The organism is Burkholderia sp. BCC1047, assembly GCF_902833155.1.
GTDB lineage: Bacteria > Pseudomonadota > Gammaproteobacteria > Burkholderiales > Burkholderiaceae > Burkholderia > Burkholderia sola.
The window spans coordinates 69,216-93,497 of sequence record NZ_CADFEH010000006.1 but is presented as its reverse complement, the minus strand read 5'-3'; the positions used below and the strand labels follow the sequence as shown (position 1 = coordinate 93,497).

Genomic DNA, 24,282 nt, shown 5'->3' with positions numbered 1-24,282 from the left:
GCTTTCCGTTACTCGCCGGCGACCGCCGGCCCGCCGGTATTGCCGCGGCGGTTGCGGCGCTTCTCGCCCCAGACGCGGAACCGGTCCATGTACAGGTAGACGACGGGCGTCGTATAGAGCGTCAGCACCTGCGACACGATCAGGCCGCCGGCGATCGCGATCCCGAGCGGCGCGCGCAGCTCGGCGCCGTCGCCGCTGCCGAACGCGAGCGGCAGCGCGCCGAGCAGCGCCGCCATCGTCGTCATCATGATCGGGCGGAAGCGCAGCAGGCACGCCTCGTGGATCGCGTCGAACGACGACTTCCCGTTGTTGCGCGTCTGGTCGATCGCGAAGTCGACCATCATGATCGCGTTCTTCTTCACGATGCCGATCAGCAGGATCACGCCGATCAGCGCGATGATGCTGAACTCGGTCTTGAACAGCAGCAGCGCGAGCAGCGCGCCGACGCCGGCCGACGGCAGCGTCGACAGGATCGTGATCGGGTGGATGTAGCTCTCGTACAGGATCCCGAGCACGATGTAGACGGCCAGCAGCGCCGCGAGGATCAGGATCGGCTGATCGTTCATCGACTGCTGGAACGCCTGCGCGGTGCCCTGGAAGCTGCCGACGATCGTCGGCGGGACGCCGATCTGCGCCATCGTCTGATAGATGATCTGCGTCGCCTGCGACAGCGACACGCCCGGCGGCAGGTTGAACGAGATCGTCGTCGCGACGAACAGCCCCTGGTGGTTGACCGACAACGGCGTCGTGCTCGGCCCGAACGTCGCGATCGCCGACAGCGGGATCATCGTCGACTTCGACGTCGACACCGACGCGCCCGACGACGCGCTCGACTTGCCGCTCGCCGCGATCGCGTTAAGCGCCTGGTTGCGCGCGGAGTCGGACGCGATCGCCGCGGCGCTCTGCGCGGCCGTGCCGGCGCTCGACGTGCCGGCCGCGGTCGCGACGAAGGTGCCGGCGGCCGCGTTGGTGGTCTGCGAGCCGTTCGCGCTGCCGCCCGACGTGCTGATCCACACCTGGTTGAGCATCTCCGGGCTCTGCCAGTACTTCGGCGCGACCTCCATCACGACGTGGTACTGGTTCAGCGGGTTGTAGATCGTCGAGACCTGGCGCTGGCCGAACGCGTCGTACAGCGTGTTGTCGATCTGCGCGGGCTTGATGCCGAACCGCGCGGCCGTCGCGCGGTCGATCGTCACCATCGCCTCGAGGCCGCCTTGCTGCTGGTCGGAGTTCACGTCGGTCAGCTCGGGGCGCTTCTGCAGCGCCTCGGTCAGGATCGGCCCCCACTTGTACAGGTCGGCGCTCGAATCGCCGAGCAGCGTGAACTGGTACTGCGCGTTGCTCTGCCGGCCGCCGACGCGGATGTCCTGCGCCGCCTGCAGGAACGTGCGCGCGCCCGCCACGTCCGCCAGCCGCGGGCGCAGCTGCTGGATCACCTGGTCGGCCGACAGCTTGCGCTCGGTGCGGTCCTTCAGCGTGACGAACATGAAGCCCGAGTTGGTCTGCGTGCCGCCGGTGAAGCCCGCGACGCTCTTCACGTTCGGGTTGCCCTGCACGATCCGCATCATCTCGGAGAACTTCAGCTTCATCGCCTGGAACGACGTCGACTGGTCGGCCTGGATGCCGCCGATCATCAGCCCGGTGTCCTGCTGCGGGAAAAAGCCCTTCGGCACGACGACGTACAGGTAGAGGTTCAGCCCGATCGTCGCGAACAGCGTCAGCAGGATCAGCAGCGGCCGGCGCAGCGCCCACGACAGCGAACGCTCGTAGCCGCGCTGCATGCGCGCGAAGCCGCGTTCGAGGAAGCGCCCGAAGCGGCCCTCGCTTTGCGGGTCGTGTTGTTCCGGCAGCAGGCGCGCGCACATCATCGGCGTGAGCGTGAGCGACACCGCGAGCGACACGGCGATCGCGAGCGACAGCGTCAGCGCGAACTCGCGGAACAGGCGGCCGACGATCCCGCCCATCAGCAGGATCGGCAGGAACACCGCGACGAGCGAGATGCTCATCGACAGCACGGTGAAGCCGACTTCGCGCGCGCCGTCGAACGCGGCCTGCATCCGCGGCTTGCCGTTCTCGATGTGCCGCGAGATGTTCTCGAGTACGACGATCGCGTCGTCGACGACGAAGCCGGTCGCGACGATCAGCGCCATCAGCGACAGGTTGTCGATCGAGAAGCCGAGCAGGTACATCGCGCCGAACGTGCCGACGATCGAGATCGGCACCGCGACGCTCGGGATCAGCGTCGCGCGCCAGTTGCGCAGGAACAGGAACACGACCATCACGACGAGGCTGATCGCGATCAGCAGCGTGTGCTCGGTGTCCTTCAGCGACGCGCGGATGGTGGTCGAGCGGTCGAGCACCGGCGTGACGGTGATGTCGGCCGGCAGCGACGCGGTGAGCTGCGGCAGCGCCGCGCGCACGCGGTCGAGCGTCTCGATGATGTTCGCGCCGGGCGAGCGGTAGAGGATCACGAGCACCGCGCGCTTGCCGTTCGACAAACCGAGGTTGCGCAGGTCCTCGACCGAATCGACGACGTCGGACAGGTCGGACAGCCGCACGGCCGAGCCGTTGCGGTACGCGACGACGAGGTCGCGGTATTGCGACGCCTGGGATGCCTGGTCGTTCGTATAGAGCTGGAAGCGCTGCGGGCCGAACTCGATCGCGCCCTTCGGCGCGTTGGCGTTCGCGGACGCCAGCGCCGCGCGCACGTCCTCGAGGCCGATCCCGTAGTGGAACAGCGACTGCGGTTCGAGCTCGACGCGCACGGCCGGGTTCGCGGAGCCGCTCACGCTGACCTGGCCGATCCCGTCGATCTGCGACAGCGACTGCTGCAGCACCGTCGACGCGGCGTCGTACACCTTCGCCGGCGACGCCGTTTCCGACGTCAGCGCGACGACCATGATTGGCGAATCGGCCGGGTTGACCTTGCGGTAGGTCGGGTTGCTCTTCAGCGCGGCGGGCAGGTCGGCGCGCGCCGCGTTGATCGCGGCCTGCACGTCGCGCGCGGCGCCGTCGATGTCGCGGTTCAGGCCGAACTGCAGGATGATCCGCGCGTTGCCGACGGTGCTCGTCGACGTCATTTCGGAGACGTCCGCGATCGAGCCGAGGTGCCGCTCCAGCGGGCTCGTCACGCTGGTCGCGACCGTTTCCGGGCTCGCGCCCGGCAGCGACGCCTGCACCGAGATCGTCGGGAAATCGACCTGCGGCAGCGGCGACACCGGCAGCTTGATGAACGCGAACAGGCCCGCGAGCGCGACGCCGAGCGCGAGCAGCGTCGTCGCGACGGGGCGGGTGATGAAGGGGCGCGACAGGTTCATGTCGGCACTCGCTGGGCCGCCGCGTGTTCCGACGGATGCGTTTTCGGGAGATGGGGGGGCTGCGCCCCCCCACGCGAACGAAGTGAGCGTGGGGGTCGTTTCATTTACGCATCCGTGCGCGTGCCGGCTTGCGGGCCGTGGCGTTCGAACCAGCCGCGCACGCGGCGCGCGAGCGAGTCGAAGCCGAGATAGATCACGGGCGTCGTGAACAGCGTCAGCACCTGCGACACGATCAGGCCGCCGGCGATCGCGATCCCGAGCGGCTGGCGCAGCTCGGAGCCCGCGCCGGAGCCGACGATCAGCGGCACCGCGCCGAGCAGCGCGGCGAGCGTCGTCATCAGGATCGGCCGGAAGCGCAGCAGGCACGCCTGGTAGATCGCCTCGCGCGGCGGCTTGCCTTCGACGCGTTCGGCCTCGAGCGCGAAGTCGATCATCATGATCGCGTTCTTCTTCACGATGCCGATCAGCAGCACGATCCCGATGATCCCGATGATGTCGAGGTCGTGTCCGGTGATCATCAGCGCGAGCAGCGCGCCGACGCCGGCCGACGGCAGCGTCGACAGGATCGTGATCGGGTGGATGTAGCTCTCGTACAGCACGCCGAGCACGATGTACATCGTGACGACCGCCGCGAGGATCAGGAACAGCTGGTTCGACAGCGACGCCTGGAACGCGAGCGCCGCGCCCTGGAAGCGCGTCTGGAACGAGCCGGGCAGGCCGATGTCCTTCTCGGCGGCCTCGATCGCCTTGACGGCCTCGCCGAGCGACGCGCCCGGCGCGAGGTTGAACGAGATGGTCGTCGACGGGAACTGCGACAGGTGCGCGACCAGCAGCGGCGACGGCCGCTCGTGGAACGACGCGATCGACGACAGCGGCACCTGGCCGCCGCCGGCCGACGGCAGGTAGATGTCGTTCAGCGATTGCGCGTAGTGCTGCTCCTTCGGCTCCGATTCGAGAATCACGCGGTACTGGTTCGACTGCGTGAAGATCGTCGACACGATGCGCTGGCCGAACGCGTCGTACAGCGCGTTGTCGACGGTCGCCGGCGTGATGCCGAAGCGCGCGGCGCTCGCGCGGTCGATCTCGATGTACACCGACTGGCCGTTGCTCTGCAGGTCGGTCGCGACGTCGGCGAGCGACGGCTCCTGCTGCAGCCGCGCGACGAGCTTCGGCACCCAGGTCGCGAATTCTTCCGAGTTCGGGCTCGTCAGCATGAACTGATACTGCGTCGGGCTGACCGTCGAGTCGATCGTCAGATCCTGCACCGGCTGCATGAACAGCGAAATGCCGGTGATGTTCGACACACGATGCTGCAGGTCGCGGATGATCTGCGCGGCGGTTTCGGTGCGCTCGTCGCGTGCCTTCAGGTTGATCAGCATCCGGCCGCTGTTCAGCGTGATGTTGCTGCCATCGACGCCGATGAACGACGTGAGGCTGTCGATGTTCGGGTCCTTCAGGATCTCGGCCGCGAGCGCCTGCTGGCGTTCGGCCATCGCGCCGTACGAGATCGATTGCGGCGCCTGCGTGATCGCCTGGATCACGCCGGTGTCCTGCGCGGGGAAGAAGCCCTTCGGCACGAACACGTAGAGCAGGGCGGTCAGCCCGAGCGTCAGCAGCGCGACGACGAGCGTCGAGCGCTGGCGGTTCAGCACCCATTCGAGCGCGACCGCGTAGCGCGCGATCACCCAGTCGATCGCGCGGTGCACGCGCGCCTCGAAGCGGTGGCTCTCCGGCGGCGGCGAATGGCGCAGCAGCTTCGCGCACAGCATCGGCACGAGCGTGAGCGACACGATCGCCGAGATCACGATCGTCACCGCGAGCGTGATCGCGAATTCGTGGAAGAGGCGCCCGACCACGTCGCCCATGAACAGCAGCGGGATCAGCACCGCGATCAGCGACACCGTCAGCGAGATGATCGTGAAGCCGATCTGCCGCGAGCCCTTCAGCGCGGCCTCGAGCCCCGTCTCGCCTTCCTCGACGTAGCGCGCGATGTTCTCGATCATCACGATCGCATCGTCGACGACGAAGCCGGTCGCGATCGTGAGCGCCATCAGCGACAGGTTGTTCAGCGAGAAGCCGGCCATGTACATCACCGCGAGCGTGCCGATCAGCGACAGCGGCACCGACAGGCTCGGGATGATCGTCGCGTAGACGTTCGCGAGGAACAGGTACATCACCAGCACGACGAGCGCGACCGCGAGCAGCAGCTCGAACTGCACGTCGCGCACGGCCGCGCGGATCATCGTCGTGCGGTCGGTGACGATCTCGACGTCGAGCGCGGCCGGCAGCGTTTCCTGCAGCTTCGGCAACTGCGCCTTGATCGCGTCGACGGTCGCGATCACGTTCGCGCCCGGCTGGCGCTGCACGTTCAGGATGATCGCCGGGTCCGCATTCACCCACGCGCCGAGCTTGGTGTTCTCCGAGCCGGCGACGACCGTCGCGACGTCGGTCAGCATCACCGGGCGGCCGTTCTTGTACGCGACGACCGCGCTGTTGTACTGGTCGGCGCTCGTCAGCTGGTCGTTCGCGTTGATCGTGTACGCACGCGTCGGGCCGTCGAAGTTGCCCTTCGGCGTGTTGACGTTCAGGTTCGAGATCGTCGTGCGCAGGTCGTCGAGGTTCATCCCGTACTGCGCGAGCGCGGTCGGGTTCGCCTGGATCCGCACGGCCGGACGGTTGCCGCCCGACAGGCTCACGAGGCCGACGCCGGCGATCTGCGAGATCTTCATCGCGAGGCGCGTGTCGGCGAGGTCCTGCACCTGCGTGAGCGGCAGCGTCTTCGACTTGACGGCGAGCGTCAGCACCGGCGCATCGGCCGGGTTCACCTTCGCGTAGATCGGCGGGGCCGGGAGGTCGGACGGCAGCAGGTTGCCGGCCGCGTTGATCGCGGCCTGCACTTCCTGCTCGGCGATGTCGAGCGGCAGGTCGAGCGAGAACTGCAGCGTGATCACCGACGCGCCGGCCGAGCTTTGCGACGACATCTGGTTCAGCGACGGCATCTGCCCGAACTGGCGTTCGAGCGGCGCGGTGACCGACGACGTCATCACTTCCGGGCTCGCGCCCGGATAGAAAGTCTGGACCTGGATCGTCGGATAGTCGACTTCGGGCAGCGCGGCGAGCGGCAGGAAGCGCAGCGCGACGAGACCGGCCAGCATGATCGCCGCCATCAGGAGAGCGGTGCCGACCGGCCGGAGAATGAAGAGGCGGGATGGATTCATCGAGCGGCCCGCGCGTTACTGGGCCGTGGGGGCCGCGGCCTGCGACGCGCCGTGCTTGTGTCCGCCGCGATGACCGGCCGCGCCCGAGGCCGCCGAGGCGCCCGACGCCGCGCCGGCGCCGTGCGCGCCCGACGCGCCTTTCGGCTTGTCGGCCGGAATCGAGATCTTCGCGCCTTCGCGCAGGCGGTCCGAGCCGTCGGTCACCACGCGCTCGCCGAGCGCGACGCCGCTGACGATGCTCGTGCGTTCGCCGTCGACCGGCCCGATCGTGACCTTGCGCACGGTCACCGTATTGTCGGGTTTCACGACATAGACGAACTGGCCGATCGAGCCCGTCAGCACGGCGGAGGTCGGCACGATCGTCGCGTTGCGCATCACGTCGACGAGCAGCCGCGTGTTTACGAACTGATTCGGGAACAGCATGCCTGCCTTGTTATCGAAATTCGCGCGCAGCTTGACCGTGCCGGTGCTCGTGTCGATCTGGTTGTCGAGCGTCGCGAGCGCGCCCGTCTCGAGCGGCACCGTGTTGTTGCGGTTGTACGCGGTGACCGACAGCTTCTGGCCCGCGTTCACCTGCTTGAGGATCTGCGGCAGGTTGTCTTCCGACGTCGTGAAGATCACGCTCATCGGCTGCAACTGCGTGATCACGACGATGCCGTTGGTATCGCCCGGCGTCACGTAGTTGCCGGGGTCGACCTGGCGCAGGCCGACGCGGCCCGACACCGGCGCCGTGATGCGCGCATACGTGAGATTGAGTTTCGCGGAATCGATCGCGGCCTGGTCGGTCTTCACCGCGCCTTCGTACTGCTTGACGAGGGACGCCTGCGTATCGACGGTTTGCGACGCGATCGAGTCCTGCGACAGCAGCGTCTGGTAGCGCTTCAGGTCGAGGCGGGCGGTCGCGAGCAGCGCCGCGTCGCGCGCATGCGTGCCTTCGGCGTTCTCCAGCGCGACCTGGTACGGACGCGGGTCGATCTGCGCGAGCACGTCGCCCTTCTTGACGAGCTGGCCTTCCTGGAACGACACCGACTGCAGGTAGCCCGACAGCTGCGTCTTCACCGTCACGTTCGCGAGCGGCGTGACCGTGCCGAGCGCGGACAGCACGATCGGCATCTCGCCTTGCGTCGCGGTCGCGACCTGCACCGGCTGCGGCATGTTCGCCATCGCGGCGGGGCCGCCGCGGCCGCGATGGCTGCCCGCGGCGGCGCTGGCGCCCGCGCCTTTCGCGGTGCTGCCTGCCGCCGGCGTGCGGTTCCACGGGTGCCACCACAACAGGCCGCCGATCACGACGACCGCGGCGGTGCCGATCAGCAGCGTGCGGCGCGGGCGCCGGGCGACGGCGGGCGCGGGGTCTTTCGAAGGGGGCGTGGGCTTTTGTTCGTTATCCATCGTGTTCTGTCAGGAAGACGGCGCGGCGGGCCGGAAATCGGGCTGCTCGGCTGCGCGTGGGCGTGCGGGTGACGGGACGGGGCGGCCCGGCTCGGTCCGGGGCCCCGCCGATCCGCGCGGGAAAAGAGCGGTGCGCACCGCGAATGCGGCGCGACGATGGGCATGATCCTACGTGCCGTCCCCGTTACAGTCCAGCGGTCTATCTTTCAACGGGTTACGGTCGTTACACAACGCGACGGCGCGATGACGAAACGGTTACAGGCCGATGCGCCGGGCCGGCGCGCCGCCGATTTCGCGGGTGATTTTCGCGATGCATTCCTGCAGCGCGGGCACCACGTGCTGCTGAAGCCATTCGGGTGGACACTGGTGCGACGCGCCGCCGCAATTCACCGAATAGCGCTGGCCCGACGGGCCGACGAAACCGGCCGCGACCGCATTCAGGCCTTCGCGCCATTCGCCGATCGCGATCGCGTGGCCGTCGCGCATCGCTTCGTCGAGCGCGGGCGTCAGGCGGGCGGATACGTGCGGCCAGTCGTCGCCGGCCGTGGTGCGCAGCGACTCGAGCAGCTGGCGGCGCTCGTCGTCCTCGAGTGCGGCGAGATACGCGCGGCCCACGGCCGTACGCGCGATGTCCATCCGCGACCCGATCTCGAGGCGCGTGACGAGCACGGCCGAGCGCGGGCGGATCACGTCGATCGCGACCATGTCGAGCCGGTCGCGCACCGCGAGGTGCACGGACAGCGACGTGCGCTCGGCCAGCTCGATCATGAACGGCCGCGAACGCGCGCGGATGTCGAAGTTGCGCAGGAAGCCGTGGCTCAGTTCGAGCACCGACGCGGTCAGCACGAAGCGCTCGCTGTCGGGCAACTGGAACAGGAAGCCGGCGCTGACGAGCGTCGCGGTGATGCGCGAGACGGTCGGCTTCGGGATGCCGGTCAATTCGGTCAGTTCGCGGTTGCTGACGGGCGCGTCGGCAGCCGCGATGCGGCGCAGCACGGCGAGGCCGCGGGCAAGGGCGGTGATCTCGTCGGGCGACGATTCACGGTCCCGCGACGCGGGAGAGGTTACAGGTGTCGACACGAGGGATTCTCTCTAATTCCGAAACTCGATTTCAATTTTGTTGGTATTGTAGGACTATTGTCAAAGGATGCATGTTCCGCGGGCGAACCGGTCATTGGATGAGATTTTACGGGTTCACCCTTGGTTTATTAGGAAAACGCTCAAAGGAGCATTGCCGGAAAGTGCATGAACCGGTGCAAATACCGCTTGACTTGTCGGGCGGAAACGGAAAGAATGTCTCACGTTTTCGAAACATCGTTTCAAGAGTTTAACCGGCAACGATGTTTCGCGCAGTCTCTCAGGTTCTAGCACGGCCCTCGGAATGGCTAGAACTTTTTTAGCGCCACGGTCTCCGTGGCGCTTTTTTTTGCCTGTCTTTCCGACCGTCCGCCCGGACGCGTCAGGCCCGTATTATCCCCCGATCGCCGCAAACGCCCCGTCCTGGCCGGTTTCGCGCCTGCTTGCACGCGCGATTTGCGCCGCCTGCACGATCCCCGCACGCAAAAAAAAGCGCGATGCCCGCAGTGGGCATCGCGCGTGAAACGGCGTGGAGCGCCGACGAATGAACGATGATGAAGAAAGGGGCCCGGTCGGGCGTGCCCGGCTGGCGAGCCACGCCCCTCGTGCGTGGCCGGTCAGCCCTTCGCGAGCTTGATGCTGGTCTGCTCGGCCGTCAGGTAGCCGACGCTCGCGCCGAAGCGATCCTTGTAGTTCGCGCGCACGAGCGGATCGAGCGTCGGCTTGACCTTGTCGTGCAGCGGCGATTCCCAGTCGCCCACGTGCTGGAAGTTGCTCATGATGTACGTCCAGCCGTTGATCTCGTCGACCGCGTGCAGGCCCGTCGATTCGGCGCCGGCCGGGCACGACAGCACGCGTGCGAGCGACTTCGTGTCGACGTTGTAGGCCCACAGGAAGTTGTTCACGTGCATCCCCGAGTCTTCGCCGATGAACAGCGTGCGCAGCTTTTCGGAGAACTTCAGATTGTCCGGGTTCGCGATCTTGTCCGGGTTCGCGAGGTTGCCGAGTGCGTCGGCCGCGGCGAGATCCTCGCCGACCAGCGCGGCCGGCGCGCCCATGTCGACCGGCACCCATTCGCTGTCGATCGCGGCGCCCGTCGTGTCGCGCTGGCCGGCCTTCAGGTTCAGCGCGTAGACGGCGCCCGCGGCGATCTTCTTGTCGACCGCGACGTCGCGCGACACCGCGTTGCCCTTGACCATCGACGTCTCGATCCGCGACATCGCCGTGTAGACGATCTTGTCCTTCGCGTTCACGGTCGTGCCTTCGAGCTTCGTGAACGCCATGCTGCCGCCGATGAGCGCCGCGTAGCGGTGCGTCTCGAGGAACGCGGCCGCCTTTTCCATCCCCGGCTTCACGCGCATCCAGTTGAACTTGCCGCCGAAATGGATCTTCGTGTAGCTCGCATCGTTCGGGTCGACGGTCGCGAGGTCCATGATGTCCGACGCCTTCAGCGTGTTCGCGAGCGCTTCGATCTCGCTGCTGGTCGCGTGGCCGATCCTGATCCACGTGAGCGTCGCGGTGCCCGCGCCGGCCGACGACGTCTGCGTCCACTTCGCGACGTACAGCGTGCCGGCCGACAGGTCGGCCGCCTTGTCGGCGACGAACATGAACAGGCCGCCGTTGGTCGCGTCGTCGCCCATCATCACGGTGCGCTGGTCCGGCATCACCTGGATCAGCTCGTGCGAGATGCGGCCGAGGCAGTAGTGCTTCTTCACGGTGCCGGTGCCGTCCGGATTCACGGTGATCTCGGGCAGGTGGCCGTAGTGGTAGGGGTTCGCCTTCGTCTCGTCGCCGAACGTGTTCTTGCTGAATGCCTTGAACTGCGCGTCGGTCGCGGCCTTCGTCGCGTCCGGCTCGTATTCCTCGCTCGACAGGTGCGTGCCCCACGGTGACAGGCTCGCGCCGCAGGTGATCCACAGGCCGTGCGCCTTCGACGTGTCGACGTTGTGGTACTTCACGACCTTCAGCGCGCCGGTGGCCGGGTCCTGGTCGAGCGTGATCACCGCGATCGGCGACGGCAGCTGGCCGTACTGCGATGCGCTCGCCTGGTCGCGCGTCGTGTATTCGAACTGCACGACCGCGAACACCGCGTTGCCCTTCACGCCGGGCACGGTGGCGTTCTTCAGCGTCAGCAGCGAGCTGCCGTCCGGGCAGTCGGAATAGAACTGGCGTTCCTTGCCGGCGACCGAACGATCGATGATCGGCTGGTTGTTGATGTCGTAGTAGCCGCCCGCGAGCGTCGTGCCGCCGTTGCCGTCCGGCACCATGTCGCCGGTCACGAAGAACGGCTTGTACGCGAGCTTGAAGTTGCGCGACGAGCCGTCCGAGAACGACACCGCCAGCGTCGAGCCGACCGTCGTCGTGGCCATCGCGGCCGCGTTGTCGAGCGTCGGCGCGGCCATCGCCGAGAATGCCGCCGACGTATAGGCGGCGGCGACCGGCGTCGACGCGGGATCGTCGTCGCCGCCGCAACCCGTCAGCAGGGCCGGCAGCGCGAGGCCGGAAAGAGGAAGCATCGGCGCGCCGGCGAGGATCTTCAGGGCCTGACGACGGGAAGCATTGGGCAACGCGGGCATGTGGAGTCCAGTTTCGGTTGTTGGAAGCATGGCCTTCGCGAAGCAGGCGAGCGGCAAGCTTCGTGAAGGCGGATTGAAAACTGGACCGAAGTGTAAGGACGCTAGATGAAAGTTTTTTGAATCGGAAACGTAATGATGCGTCGGGCGTCCGTCAGGTGAGCTGACGGACGCCGGTCGCAAGCGTTTGCGCTCAGTCGCGCTCGGGCGTGGCCGAGATGCGGTGGATCGACAGGTCCGCGCCGTCGAATTCGGCTTCGCGATCGAGACGCAGGCCGACGGTCGCCTTCAGCGCGCCGTAGACGAGCGTGCCGCCCGCGGTCGCGATCGCGATGCCGCCGAGCGTGCCGACGAGCTGCGACAGGAACGACACGCCGCCAAGACCGCCGAGCGTGGGCAGCCCGAACACGCCGGCCGCGAGGCCGCCGAGCGCGCCGCACATCCCGTGCAGCGGCCAGACGCCGAGCACGTCGTCGATGCGCCAGCGGTTCTGCACGCAGGTGAACATCGCGACGAACAGCGCACCGGCCGCGGCGCCGGTGACTAGCGCGCCGATCGGGTGCATCACGTCGGAGCCCGCGCAGACCGCGACGAGGCCCGCGAGCGGCCCGTTGTAGGTGAAGCCCGGGTCGTTGCGGCCGGCCATCCATGCCGCGAGCGTGCCGCCGACCATCGCCATCAGCGAGTTCACCGCGACGAGGCCGCTGATCTTGTCGAGCGTCTGCGCGCTCATCACGTTGAAGCCGAACCACCCGACCGCGAGCACCCACGCGCCGAGCGCGAGGAACGGGATGTTCGACGGCGGGTGCGCGGCGATCCGGCCGTCCTTCGCATAGCGGCCGTGGCGCGCGCCGAGCAGCAGCACGGCCGGCAGCGCGACCCAGCCGCCGAACGCATGCACGACGACCGAGCCCGCGAAGTCGTGGAACGGCGCGCCGAACGCGTGCGTGAGCCAGGCCTGCACGCCGAAGCGCTCGTTCCACGCGACGCCTTCGAAGAACGGATAGATGAAGCCGACGATGATCAGCGTCGCGACGAGCTGCGGATTGAACTTCGCGCGCTCGGCGATGCCGCCGGACACGATCGCCGGGATCGCCGCCGCGAACGTCAGCAGGAAGAAGAAGCGCACGAGCGCGTAGCCGTTGTGCTGCGACAGCGTGCCGATGTCGTCGAAGAATTCGACGCCGTACGCGATCGTGTAGCCGATCAGGAAATACGCGAGCGTCGACACCGAGAAGTCGACCAGGATCTTCACGAGCGCATTGACCTGGTTCTTCTTGCGAACCGTGCCGAGTTCGAGAAATGCGAAGCCCGCGTGCATCGCGAGCACCATGACGGCGCCGATCAACAGGAACAGTGTGTCGACGCCGGATTTCAGACCATCCATGCCGTGGCTTCCTTGCGCAAAAAACGGGCGAGGAATGCAAGTATCGAGCCAACGTGGTGAACGGCTGCGTGGAATTGGTGCCCGGAGACCCGCGCGATGCGGCATTCCGGTGAATCGTGCACGGGATCGGGGCGTGACCGTCGCCGGCCGCGCAGCGCGTCGGGTGCACGTGCGTGGTGCGATGCGTGCCGAACTGGTGCGTACGACGAATGACGCGGTGCGCGGTGGCGCGGGGCGCGCACCGATCTGGCGCGTCAGTGGCGCTCGAACAGCGTGGGCGGCCGGCGCAGCCGCAGCGCGCGCGCGGACCAGTAGGCGGCGACGGTCGCCAGCCCGAGCGCGGCGAACGCGAGCGCGGCGAAGCTGGCGAGGGACTGCCCGTCGCCATCGGCGCCGAGGATGCCTTGCGCGACGATCAGCGCGGCCGTCCAGAAACCGATCACGGCCTGCGTGAGCAGGCGCGCACAGGCGATGCGGCGCGGCCGCCCGGATTCGGCGAGGCGGCGCGCCGACGGCGCGCGCAGGCACAGGAACAGGGTGGCCGCGAGCAGCGCGGCCAGGGCGATGAGCCAATCAACGAGGAAAGCCATGACGAGGGAAAGGGGCACGTACGAAGCGGATCGAAGCGTGCCCACTTTAGAGGCGTGGCGCGTGCGATTGAATCAGACGAGTCCGAAATTGAAAGGCATTTTTAATGGTGGGTCGTCATTGGGCCTGTTCCACAGGCGGTATCATCAACCCCGGTCCAACCACGAGGTCGCGCCATGCGCGGCCGGAGATTGCTGATGAACATGAAGACATCGCGGGCGCGTCGCGCGCCCGGGTTCGTGCTGGCGGCCGTGGCCGCCGGTGCGCTGCTGTTGCTCGCGGGCTGCGAGAAGTCCGGCACGCCGGCCGCGCAACCCGATACGGCCGCCAGCGCGGCGGCCGATGCCGCGAACAATGCGGCCAAGGCGCTCGACCAGGTGGCAAGCACCGTCACGCAACAGATCAACGCGGCGAAGGCCGGCCTCGCGTCCGCGGCGTCGGCCGTGCCGCCGTTGTCCGCCAGCGGCCTCGCGTCGGCCGCGCAGGCGCAGATCGACGCGGCGGCGTCCGCGGTCGTCGCGCATGCGGCTTCCGAAGCGGGCGCGAAGATCGCCGAAGCCGGCAAGAAACTCCAGCAGTGGAGCCAGCAGGGCGCCTCGGGGACGAAACCCGCGAGCGGCGAATGACGCGGGCTTGCACGATCCGCAAATTGTAATTATGATAGTTACACATGTCGCCGGTCGCGGGTCGGGCCGGCGTCGCCGAGTGAGTCACGAATGAATACCAGCAGCCGGTTCGCGTTTGCCGTTCACGTGCTCGCCTTGCTGTCGATGCAGGAAGGCGTGCCGTTGTCGTCCGACATCATCGCGGGCAGCGTGAATACGAATCCGGCGCTGATTCGCCGGTTGTTGTCGATGCTGGCGGCCGCAGGGCTGACCACGTCGCAGCTCGGCGCGGGCGGCGGTGCGCTGCTGGCGCGCGAGCCCGGGGAGATCACGCTGCTCGACGTGTATCGCGCGGTCGACGATGCGCAGCTGTTCGCGCTGCACCGCGAGGCACCGAATCCGGCGTGTCTCGTCGGGCGGCACATCCAGGGCGTGCTGACCGGCTATATCGGCGACGCGCAGCGCGCGATGGAGGCGTCGCTCGCCACGCGCACGCTCGTCGACGTGACGGCCGACATGCTGGATCGGGAGCAGCGCACGCAACGAGCGGCGCGCGCCGGCGGATGACGGACGGCGGGCACCCGACAACGGGTGCCGGGCGGCAGGCAGGGCAGGAAGCCGGACGGCGCGCAAGCGCGGCGATCGGCGCAACGGGGGCTTCGCCCCGTTTTTTTCGGTCTTATGTGTAATTGACTGTGTTACATATTTTCAACTCTGGAGAATCGATATGACGCAACGTTCGTTGAATATCGCGCTGTTCGGCGCCACCGGCACGATCGGCTCGCGCATCGCGGCGGAAGCCGTGCGGCGCGGCCACCGCGTCACGGCGCTGTCGCGCCATCCTGGCGCATCCGTCGACGGCATCACCGCGAAGGCGGCCGACCTGTTCGACGCGGCCAGCATCGCGGCCGCGCTGCCGGGCCATGACGTCGTCGCGAGCGCGTACGGCCCGAAGCAGGAAGATGCGGCGCAGGTCGTCGCGGTCGCGAAGGCGCTGGTCGCCGGCACGCGTCAGGCCGGGTTGAAGCGGCTCGTCGTGGTGGGCGGCGCCGGTTCGCTCGAAGTCGCGCCGGGCAAGCAGCTCGTCGACACCGAAGGTTTCCCGGACGCGTACAAGCCACAGGCGCTTGCGCACCGCGATGCGTTCGACTACCTGAAGACGGTCGCCGATCTCGACTGGACCTTCTTCGCACCGGCCGCGCTGATCGCGCCGGGCGAGCGCACGGGCACGTTCCGCACGGGCGTCGGCAAGCTGATCGTGGACGCGCAGGGCAACAGCAAGATCTCGGCGGAAGACTACGCGGTCGCGTTCGTCGACGCGCTCGAACAGGACGGCTTCGTGCGCGAGATCGCGACGGTCGCATATTGAGCGGCATGACGGCCGGCGGCGTGTGAGCGCCGGCCGGGACGCGACGTGCAAGCCGCGACGCGCGGCAATGTCAGGCGATTCCATCCTCACGGGTGGCGTCGCCTGTTTCCTTTGGCGCGGCGACTGCGTGACGGATCGGTATTTACACCGGTCGACGCGCCAAGACAGTTTTCATATTGTTCCCCGTCGGGCAGGATGAATAGAATAAATTTCTATCGACGAGGGAACGGAGAAATGGACGCCATCGATCGCAAGCTGCTGGAGCTGCTGCAGGCGGATGCCACGCTGCCGATCGCGGAGCTGGCACAGCGCGTGAACCTGTCGCAGACGCCGTGCTGGAAGCGCGTGCAGCGGCTGAAGGAAACCGGCGCGATTCGCGCGCAGGTTGCGCTGTGCGATCCGCGCAAGCTCGGGGTCGGCACGACCGTGTTCGTCGCGATCCGCACGAACCAGCATACCGAGGAGTGGGCGCAGCGCTTCACGCAGGCGGTGCGCGACATGCCGGAAGTAGTCGAGGTCTACCGGATGAGCGGCGAGACCGATTACCTGCTGCGCGTCGTCGTGGCCGGCATCGACGACTACGACCGCGTGTACAAGCAACTGATTCGCACGGTGCCGCTGTTCGACGTCAGTTCGTCGTTCGCGATGGAGCAGATCAAGTATTCGACCGCGCTGCCCGTGCGCGATCTGGCCGAGCCGGCCTGACGGGCACGCCGCCACGCCGTCGCGCTGGCGGCGCGGCTTCAGCGGCCGCGCGCCAGCGCGCGTGCGCGTTCGTCGGCCAGCGCGTCGCGGCGCACGAAATCCGCGACGAACGGGCTGGCCGGATGATGATGCAGCGCGTACGGCGTATCCCATTGCGCGAGTTGGCCGTCCTTCATCACGCCGATCCGGTCGGCGATCGCGAACGCTTCCGCCTGGTTGTGCGTGACGAGGATCGCGGTGTGGCCCGTACGCTTCAGGATGTCGCGCAGCTCGAACGCGAGCCGCTCGCGCGTATCGACGTCGAGGTTCGAGAACGGCTCGTCGAGCAGCAGCAATTCCGGCGACGGCGCGAGTGCGCGCGCGAGCGCGACGCGCTGCTGCTGGCCGCCCGACAGTTCGTGCGGATAGGCGTCGCCGGCATCGGCGAGGCCGACGAGGTCGAGCATCTCCGCGACGCGCAGGCGCCGTTCGGCCTTCGGCATGCGCCGCAGCCCGAACGCGACGTTGTCGACCGCGCTCAGGTGCGGGAACAGCGCGTAATCCTGGAACATCATGCCGATCCGCCGTCGCTCGGGCGGCACGTCGAGCGACGGCGCCGCGACCGGCGTGCCGTCCAGCACGATACGCCCCATGCGCACGGGCTCGAAGCCGGCGATCGCGCGCAGCACGGTGGTCTTGCCGCAGCCGGACGCACCGAGCAGGCAGCCGATCTCGCCGCGCGGCAGCGCGAGGCTCAGGCCGTCGACCACGGTGCGGCGGCCGTGCGGCGTGTCGTAGGCGATGCAGAGGTCGTCGAGTTCGAGCAGGTTCACGGTGTCAGGCTCCGATCTTGTGGCGGGTGCGGGCGAGCAGGATCACGGGCACGAGCCCGGCCAGCACGATCGCGAGCGCGGCGACCGCGCCTTCTTCATAGGTGCCGCGCGCGGCTTCCGCATACAGCCAGGTCGCGAGCGTGTCGAAGTTCAGCGGGCGCAGCAGCAGCGTGGCCGGCAATTCCTTCATCGCGTCGACGAACACCAGCAGCGCGCTCGTCGTGAGCGCGGGCCGCAACAGCGGCAGGTGGACGCGGCGCAGCGTGCCGCCGGCCGTCTCGCCGAGCGAGCGCGCGGCCTGTTCGAGCGACGGTGGAATGCGCGCGAGGCCGGCCTCGATGCCGCCGGCCGGGATCGCGAGAAAGCGCACCGTATAGGCGATCGCGAGCGCGGTGGCCGAGCCCATCAGCAGCAGCCCGTCGCGGCCGAGCGCCGCGCCGAACAGCCGGTCGGCCGCCGCGAACGGCATCAGCAGGCCGATCGCGAGCACGGTGCCCGGCACCGCGTAGCCGAGGCTCGCGATCCGCGCGCACAGGCGGGCAGGGCCCGCGCGGGCGCTGTCGCGTTGCGCGCGCGCGGCCCACGCGACGACGAGCCCGCACGCGAGCGTCGCGGCGGTAGCGGCGGTCGCGATCGTCAGTGTGTTCGCGAGCCCCGTCATCAGTTGCGCGGACACGCCACCGACGACGTGCAGCCGCTTGGCCGTTTCGACCGCGAGGTACGCGGCCGGCGCGCCGAAGCCGAGCAGGACGGGCAGCCAGCCAAGCACCGCGGCGCCCAGCGCGGCCGGGCCGGTCAGGCGGCGCGGCGCGATCGGACGCATGCGCCGGCCGTGCGCGTAGCGCTGGCGGCGGCGCCCGTAACGTTCGAGCGCGATCATGCCGACGACGATCGCGAGCATCGCGAGTGCGATCTGCGCGGCGCCGGCGAGATCGGAGCGCGTGATCCACGTCGTATAGACGGACACGGTCAGCGTCTGCACGCCGAGGAACTCCGACGCGCCGATATCGTTCAGCGTTTCGAGCAGCGCGAGGCTTACGCCGACCGCGATTGCCGGCCGGGCGAGCGGCACGACGACGCGCCAGAACGTCGCGACGCGGCCGGCGCCGAGCGTGCGCGCGGCTTCGAGCAGGCTTGCGGATTGCGTGACGAACATCGCGCGCGCGCTCAGATAGACGTACGGATACAGCACGAAGCCGAGCACGAAGATCGCGCCGGGCAGCGAGCGCAGGTCGGGCAGGCGGAACTGGCGCGGGCTGTCGAAGCCGAGCAGCCAGCGGATCGCGCCCTGCACCGGGCCGATCGGATGCAGCAGGTCGAGATACGCGAACGCGACGATGTAGGTGGGGACCGCGAGCGGCAGCAGCAGCGCCCAGGTCAGGATCCGGCGGCCGGGAAAATCGTACGCGGTGACGAGCCATGCGCAGCCGGTGCCGACGATCGACACGATGGTGCCGACCCCGGCGAGCAGCAGCAGCGTATTGACGAGCGCCTGCGGCAGCACGAATTCGGCGAGATGCCGCCAGTGCGCGAGATCGGCGTCGAACGCGGCGGCCACGAGCACCGCGAGCGGCGCCGCGACCGCCGCGGCGATCGTCAGCGCCGCGAGCAGCCACAGGCTGCCCGCGCGCGGCCGCACGCGCGGTCGCGGAACGCGCGGCTCGCGGCAGGCGCGGGCAGCAGGCGACGCGTCAGTTGTCAAAGCCGACCTTGTCGACGAGCTGGCTCGCCTGCTTGCGATGCTTCGCGATATCCGCGAGCGGCAACGGGTCGACCTTCAGCGTGCCGAAGCTCGCGATCACCGGGTCGAGCTTCACGTTCGCGCGCACCGGATATTCGTAGTTCGCCTGCGCATACAGCGCCTGCGCCTCCGGCGACACCAGGTATTCGAGCAGCTTCACCGCATTGGCCTTGTGCGGCGCGTGCTTCGCCACCGTCGCGCCGCTGATGTTCACGTGCGTGCCGCCGCTCTTCGCATTCGCGAACGTCGGGCGCACGACCTTGATCGCATCGCCCCATTTGCGCGCATCGCTGCCGGCTTCCGCATTCTTCATATGGCCGACGTAGTAAGCGTTCGCGAGGCCGACGTCGCAGATGCCGCCGAGGATGTCGCGCGCGACGTCGCGGTCGCCGCCGGTCGCTTTGCGCGCGAGGTTGGCCTTCACGGCGCGCAGCCATGTCTCGGTCGCGGCCTCGCCGTCGTGCGCGATCATCGCCGCGACGAGCGCGGTGTTGTACGGATGCTGGCCCGAGCGGATGCAGACCTTGCCCTTCCATTTCGGATCGGCGAGATCCTCGTAGCGGAACGCATCGATCTTCAGGTCCTTTTCGACGTACAGCACGCGGTCGCGCAGCGACAGCGCGTACCAGTCGCCGTTCGCGCCGCGCAGGTTCGCGGGAATCGCGTCGTCGAGCGCCTTCGAGCGCACCGGTTGCGTGACGCCGCCGTCGACGAGGTCGAGCAGGTTGCCGACGTCGACCGTCATCAGCACGTCGGCCGGCGACTGCGCGCCTTCCGCCTTCACGCGCTCGAGCAGGCCGTCCTTCACGAACACCGTGTTGACCTTGACGCCGCTCTGCTTCGTGAACGCGTCGATGAGCGGCTGGATCAGCTTCGGCTCGCGGGTGGTGTACAGGCTCACTTCCTCGGCCGCGTGGGCAAGCGGCGCGAAGGCGGCCGCGGTCAGGGCGAGGGCGCCGGCGAGCGGCAGCAGGCGGGTGCGCGGATTCGACATGGAGACTCCGGTGCGGCAGGTGGACGAGGGAGCGTTCCGCGGCGCGCCTGCCGCCCGCGCGACCCGAAACATTACAAAATGAAAGACGCTGGATTCTAAATCGAAATGGGAATGATTAACAAACGAAAGCTTGCGGAAAGCCGGAGAGCGGCCGGCGGCGGGGACCGGCGAACGGGGCGGCGCAGCGCGGCGCCAAGCGCGTAGAATGCCCGCTTCGACGAATTTGACGGAGCGGCACCGACCATGAACGATCAGCGCAAGAAGAACCCTGTCCGCAACGTGAGCATCCTGATCGTCGTGGCCGTGCTGCTCGTGATCGGGACGATCCTGTACAACGCGATTTCGCAGAAGCACGCGTACGACGAGGCCCATCCGGCCGAGGCCGCGAGCGCGGCGTCGCACTGATGCGCCGGTGCGCGGCCCGGCGGGTCGCGTGCGGGGCATGCGAACGGAGTCGATCCGCGGTTGCCGGCGCGACGGGCGCCGCGCGGAACCGGGACGGCAGAAGACGCGCCGGAACCGGCGCGCCGCATCGGCAGCTCAGCCGTGCGTCAACGTGACGCGGCGGCGAATTTCGGGCGGATCCGTGCGTAGAACACGGCCGCGAGCAGCGCGAGCCACGCCGCGCCCACGTAGAGCGCGACGCGCGTATCGTCGAACCAGCCGAGCATCACGATCACGAAGCCCATGAAGGCGATCGTCAGCGCCGGCGCGACCGGCCACAGCGGCACCTTGAACTTCAGCGCGGCGACTTCGGCGTTCGACAGCCGGCGACGCATCGCCACCTGCGACAGCAGGATCATCAGCCAGACCCACACGGTCGCGAACGTCGCGATCGCGGCGACCACCAGGAACACGTCCTTCGGCATCAGGTAGTTAAGCAGCACGCCGACCAGCAGCGCGCCGGCCATCACGAGCACCGTGACCCACGGCACGCCGTGGCGCGACGTCGTCGTCAGCACGCGCGGCGCCTGGCCTTGCCGCGCCATCCCGAACATCATCCGGCCCGCACCGAAGATGTCGCTGTTGATCGCCGAGATCGCCGCGCTGATCACGACGAGATTCAGGATCGTCGCGGCCGACTTCACGCCGAGCGCCGAGAAGATCTGCACGAACGGGCTGCCGTCGCTGCCGACGCCGGTCCACGGGCTGATCGACATCAGCACGACCATCGTCAGCACGTAGAACAGCAGGATCCGCGCGGGCACCGCGTTGATCGCGCGCGGAATCACGCGCTCCGGGTCCTTCGCCTCGCCGGCGCTCATCCCGATCACCTCGATCCCGCCGTACGCGAAGATCACGACCGACAGCGACGCGATCAGGCCGCCGACGCCGTTCGGGAAGAAGCCGCCATGGTTCCACAGGTTGGCAAAGGTCGGCACGTCGGCCGAATGGCCGAAGTGCATGCCGGTCAGCAGGATCGCGACGCCGCCGCCGATCATCGCGACGATCGCGCCGACCTTGATGATCGACAGCCAGAATTCGAGCTCGCCGAACACCTTCACGTGGCACAGATTCAGCCCGCAGATGACCGCGACGACGCCGAGCACCCAGATCCATTGCGGCACGTCCGGAAACCAGAAACCCATGTAGATGCCGAATGCGGTGATGTCGGCGATCGCGACGATCACCATTTCGAGCGTGTAGGTCCAGCCGGTGACAAAGCCCGCGAACGGGCCGAGGTTCTCGGTCGCGTAGTGGCCGAACGAGCCGGCGACGGGTTCGCGCACGGCCATCTCGCCGAGCGCGCGCATCACCATGTAGACGGCCGCGCCGCCCAGGATGTACGCGAGGATCACGGCCGGGCCCGCGAGCTGGATCGCGGACGCCGAACCGTAGAACAGGCCCGTGCCGATCGCCGAGCCCAGCGCGAGAAAGCGGATGTGCCGCGCGCTCAGGTGGCGCTGCAAGTTTTTCATGGAGTCTCCGATATCGTTATGCGACGAACCTGGCGAGCGGGGCCGGTTCGACTGCGTCAAGTTGTCTATACAACTTGAATGTGAACGAATGATAACAAGCCGGACCCGGTGACCGGAATCGGGTATTCCCTGACTAGTGCGGCGAGCGGAACGGGGCGTGCGGCGGTCGCGCGCCGCGGGCCGCGTGGAGCGGCTGGGGCATGCTTCTTCGGGGATCGTTGAATCGAGGCGTGCCGGCAGGCCGATCCGCGGCGTGCGCGGGCCGGCCTGCCGGCGTGGACATACGGAGGTCAGGCAGGCAGGCGGATCACGCTCGCATCCTTGCGGATCAGCAGCGACGACGCGAGCATCTGCTTGCACTGGTGCGCGAGCACCTTCAGGTCGTGCGTGAGCTCGGCGCCGACCGCATCGGATTTTTCCGCGGACACGACCATCGCATCGAGATCGCGCGTGATCTGCTTCGACGCTTCGAGCTGGTCGGCGGGCGGCGGCTCGCCGGCCTCGGCCTTCTCGAGATTGTCGAGCACGGCGGCGAGGCCGCGCTGCAGCGCGTCGTCGTGAACGAGGCCGCCATCGGCCGCGCATGCGCTGCGGATCAGCGGCGCGGCGGCCGTGATCTGCGCGCCGAGCACGTGCGTCTGCACGAGCAGGTCGTTCAGTTCGGGCACGAAGCGCTGGTGCGCCTTCGGCTCGATCATCATCCGCTGGAACGCCTGCCCGAGGTTCGCGAACGCGATGTGCACGTCCTTGCGGGCGAGGCGGTAGCGGTAGTCGTCCTCGAGGCTGGCCGTCGGCGACTCGATCGCGGCCGCGACGCCCGCGACGACGGCAGCGCCGTCGGCGGTCGGCACCGGCGGCGGCGACATGCCGCGCCCGGCGCGCCATACGGCCTCGAAATACTTGCGGGTGGACGTCAGCATGTCGGTGACGAGCTTGCCCATCAGCCGGTATTCCCAGTACGGGAACAGCCGGCTCGCGGCGATCGCGATCATGCAGCCGACCACCGTGTCGATCGCGCGCTCGCCGATGATCCGCATGCTGCCCGGCGCGAGCAGGTGGAACATCAGCAGCACGTACGACGACGTGAACACGACGCTCGCCGCATAGTTGAACAGCAGCAGGCTGTAGCTCATCACCATCGACCCGAACATGATCGCGATCAGCAGGTGCGTATCCTTGACCGTGTAGATCAGCGCGACGCTCGCCGCGCAGCCGATCAGCGTGCCGACGATACGCGCCGCGTTGCGCTGCTTGGTCAGCGAGTAGCCGGGCTTCAGGATGATGATGGTCGTCATCACGATCCAGTACGCGTTCGTGAGCGGCAGCAGCCGGCCGATCCAGAAGCCGACCGCGACGGCGATCGTCACGCGCAGCGCATGGCGAAAGCTCGGCGAGCGCATGTTCAGGTTCGAGAAGATCAGCAGCGGCGACATGCGGCGGCGCTGCAGGAAGCGCGTGAGCGCCTTGTCGATCTTCAGTTCGGTTTGCTGCGGATCGGCACGGCCCGACAGGTTGCGGCGCATCCGGTCGATCAGGCGCGTCGCGCTCCAGATGCGCCGGAACGTCGCGAGCACGGCCGCATACGCTTCCGGGTTGGTGGCCGCGAAGTTCTTCTTGCGCATCAGCTCGATCTCGTACTCGATCGCGCGCAGTTCGGCCTTCACGCTGATGTGCGAATGCGGCGCGCGGTTTTCGAGCACCGCGAGGCCGACCTCCTCGAGATCGGCGGCGGCCTTGCGGATCAGGTCGCGATAGAAAATGATCAGGTCCGTTCCGCCGAACGTGTTGCGCACGAGCGGATAATCGGTGTGCGCGCCGACGAACAGCTCGTGCAGGTCGACGCTGTTGATGAACAGGTTGTACATCGTCGTGCGGCCGGGATCGAGCTTGCCGCGCCGCAGCTTCGGCAGGTTGCGCAGCACGATGTCGCGCGCGGTTTCCTGCGTTTCGACCGCGGTGATCTGCTTCGCGACGAGATTGCGGTAGCACTCGTCGAGATCGGCGTCGAGATCGTAGAACTGCGCGCGCGCGAGCAGGTAGTCGGCACAGGCGAACAGGCTTTCGGCCAGCGCCTGCTGCTCGATCCGACGCGCCTGCCATTGCGACACGAGCGTGGCCCAGTACGTGTACCAGAGGCCGCCCGCGAGAATCCAGCCGGCGTTGACGAACGCCTGCAGCGGCGTGAATTTCTCCTCGAGCGTCATCACCATCATGAACAGCGTCGCGAAGCTGATCTGCGGCCAGCGGTTGCCGTAGACGACGATCAGCGACAGCACGAACGTGAGCGGCACGATCGTGAGCCACAGCGCGAAGATGTTCGGGGTCGCGAGGCCGGTGGCGAGCGCGGCGAGGAAGCCGATCACGCTGCACGCGAGCATTTCGTTGTGCTTGTACTTGAGCGGGCCCGGCATGTCGACGACGCACGCGCCGAGCGCGCCCGTCGAGATCGTGAAGCCGAGCTCCCGGTTGTGAAACACGATCAGGCACAACACGGCCGGCAGCGACACGCCGACCGCGATCCGCAGGCCGCCGAAAAAGTACTGGCTGTAGAAAAACTTTCTGATTTCGACCGAATAGCGCATCGATGA

General features: G+C 68.0%; 17 protein-coding genes. 5 read left to right on the top strand and 12 right to left on the bottom strand.

The annotated features are described in order from the left end of the window. Nucleotides 1–8 precede the first annotated feature (8 nt). From HWX55_RS09020 to HWX55_RS08990, 7 genes are all read right to left on the bottom strand, one after another. A complete protein-coding gene (locus tag HWX55_RS09020) occupies nucleotides 9–3,317 on the bottom strand; it encodes an efflux RND transporter permease subunit (RefSeq protein ID WP_175975376.1) in 3,309 nt (1,102 codons plus the stop codon). A 104-nt stretch (nucleotides 3,318–3,421) separates the two neighbouring features. After that, nucleotides 3,422–6,535: an MdtB/MuxB family multidrug efflux RND transporter permease subunit gene (locus tag HWX55_RS09015; protein ID WP_175975375.1), complete on the bottom strand. Its 3,114-nt coding sequence runs from the start codon at nucleotides 6,533–6,535 to the stop codon at nucleotides 3,422–3,424. 15 nt (nucleotides 6,536–6,550) lie between these two features. Next, a complete protein-coding gene (locus HWX55_RS09010) occupies nucleotides 6,551–7,924 on the bottom strand; it encodes an MdtA/MuxA family multidrug efflux RND transporter periplasmic adaptor subunit (protein WP_175975374.1) in 1,374 nt (457 codons plus the stop codon). A 255-nt stretch (nucleotides 7,925–8,179) separates the two neighbouring features. Continuing rightward, complete coding sequence (locus tag HWX55_RS09005; RefSeq protein WP_050011369.1) at nucleotides 8,180–9,004, bottom strand: IclR family transcriptional regulator; 825 nt, start codon at nucleotides 9,002–9,004, stop codon at nucleotides 8,180–8,182. A gap of 614 nt (nucleotides 9,005–9,618) precedes the next feature. Then, nucleotides 9,619–11,577 (bottom strand): alkaline phosphatase PhoX, encoded by a 1,959-nt coding sequence (locus HWX55_RS09000; RefSeq protein WP_050011368.1) that lies wholly within the window; start codon nucleotides 11,575–11,577, stop codon nucleotides 9,619–9,621. 190 nt (nucleotides 11,578–11,767) lie between these two features. Further along, nucleotides 11,768–12,961, bottom strand: coding sequence for an ammonium transporter (locus HWX55_RS08995; protein WP_175975373.1), 1,194 nt, complete (start codon nucleotides 12,959–12,961; stop codon nucleotides 11,768–11,770). Between the two features lie 254 nt (nucleotides 12,962–13,215). Next, nucleotides 13,216–13,551: a hypothetical protein gene (locus HWX55_RS08990; protein WP_175975372.1), complete on the bottom strand. Its 336-nt coding sequence runs from the start codon at nucleotides 13,549–13,551 to the stop codon at nucleotides 13,216–13,218. Between the two features lie 195 nt (nucleotides 13,552–13,746). Here HWX55_RS08990 and HWX55_RS08985 point away from each other — a divergent pair, with 195 nt between their 5' ends. The 4 genes from HWX55_RS08985 (at nucleotide 13,747) to HWX55_RS08970 (ending at nucleotide 16,228) form a co-directional block, all read left to right on the top strand. After that, nucleotides 13,747–14,175 carry a hypothetical protein gene (locus HWX55_RS08985; RefSeq protein ID WP_175975371.1) on the top strand — a complete coding sequence of 143 codons (429 nt, stop codon included), beginning with the start codon at nucleotides 13,747–13,749 and terminating at the stop codon, nucleotides 14,173–14,175. Nucleotides 14,176–14,265: 90 nt separating this feature from the next. Further along, the gene (locus HWX55_RS08980; protein ID WP_011545008.1) at nucleotides 14,266–14,721 is read left to right on the top strand and encodes an Rrf2 family transcriptional regulator; all 456 of its coding nucleotides are present in this window, start codon (nucleotides 14,266–14,268) and stop codon (nucleotides 14,719–14,721) included. A 160-nt stretch (nucleotides 14,722–14,881) separates the two neighbouring features. Then, nucleotides 14,882–15,523, top strand: coding sequence for an NAD(P)H-binding protein (locus HWX55_RS08975; protein WP_175975370.1), 642 nt, complete (start codon nucleotides 14,882–14,884; stop codon nucleotides 15,521–15,523). 234 nt (nucleotides 15,524–15,757) lie between these two features. Beyond that, nucleotides 15,758–16,228: an Lrp/AsnC family transcriptional regulator gene (locus tag HWX55_RS08970; protein ID WP_006484401.1), complete on the top strand. Its 471-nt coding sequence runs from the start codon at nucleotides 15,758–15,760 to the stop codon at nucleotides 16,226–16,228. A 38-nt stretch (nucleotides 16,229–16,266) separates the two neighbouring features. Here the strand turns inward: HWX55_RS08970 and HWX55_RS08965 are convergent, their stop codons facing one another. From HWX55_RS08965 to HWX55_RS08955, 3 genes are read right to left on the bottom strand one after another with little or no spacing between them, the layout of a single operon-like run. Then, the gene (locus HWX55_RS08965) at nucleotides 16,267–17,040 is read right to left on the bottom strand and encodes an ABC transporter ATP-binding protein (protein ID WP_175975369.1); all 774 of its coding nucleotides are present in this window, start codon (nucleotides 17,038–17,040) and stop codon (nucleotides 16,267–16,269) included. A 4-nt stretch (nucleotides 17,041–17,044) separates the two neighbouring features. Then, entirely contained in the window at nucleotides 17,045–18,679 is a 1,635-nt protein-coding gene (locus HWX55_RS08960) for an iron ABC transporter permease (RefSeq protein WP_244140531.1), read from the bottom strand. A 52-nt stretch (nucleotides 18,680–18,731) separates the two neighbouring features. Beyond that, nucleotides 18,732–19,775, bottom strand: coding sequence for a Fe(3+) ABC transporter substrate-binding protein (locus HWX55_RS08955; protein WP_175975367.1), 1,044 nt, complete (start codon nucleotides 19,773–19,775; stop codon nucleotides 18,732–18,734). Between the two features lie 243 nt (nucleotides 19,776–20,018). Between HWX55_RS08955 and HWX55_RS08950 the strand changes: the two genes are divergently transcribed. Continuing rightward, nucleotides 20,019–20,180: a hypothetical protein gene (locus tag HWX55_RS08950; protein ID WP_006476417.1), complete on the top strand. Its 162-nt coding sequence runs from the start codon at nucleotides 20,019–20,021 to the stop codon at nucleotides 20,178–20,180. A 146-nt stretch (nucleotides 20,181–20,326) separates the two neighbouring features. Here the strand turns inward: HWX55_RS08950 and HWX55_RS08945 are convergent, their stop codons facing one another. After that, the gene (locus tag HWX55_RS08945) at nucleotides 20,327–21,694 is read right to left on the bottom strand and encodes an amino acid permease (protein WP_089488294.1); all 1,368 of its coding nucleotides are present in this window, start codon (nucleotides 21,692–21,694) and stop codon (nucleotides 20,327–20,329) included. A gap of 290 nt (nucleotides 21,695–21,984) precedes the next feature. Beyond that, a complete protein-coding gene (locus HWX55_RS08940; RefSeq protein ID WP_050015094.1) occupies nucleotides 21,985–24,276 on the bottom strand; it encodes an FUSC family membrane protein in 2,292 nt (763 codons plus the stop codon). Nucleotides 24,277–24,282: the final 6 nt, after the last annotated feature.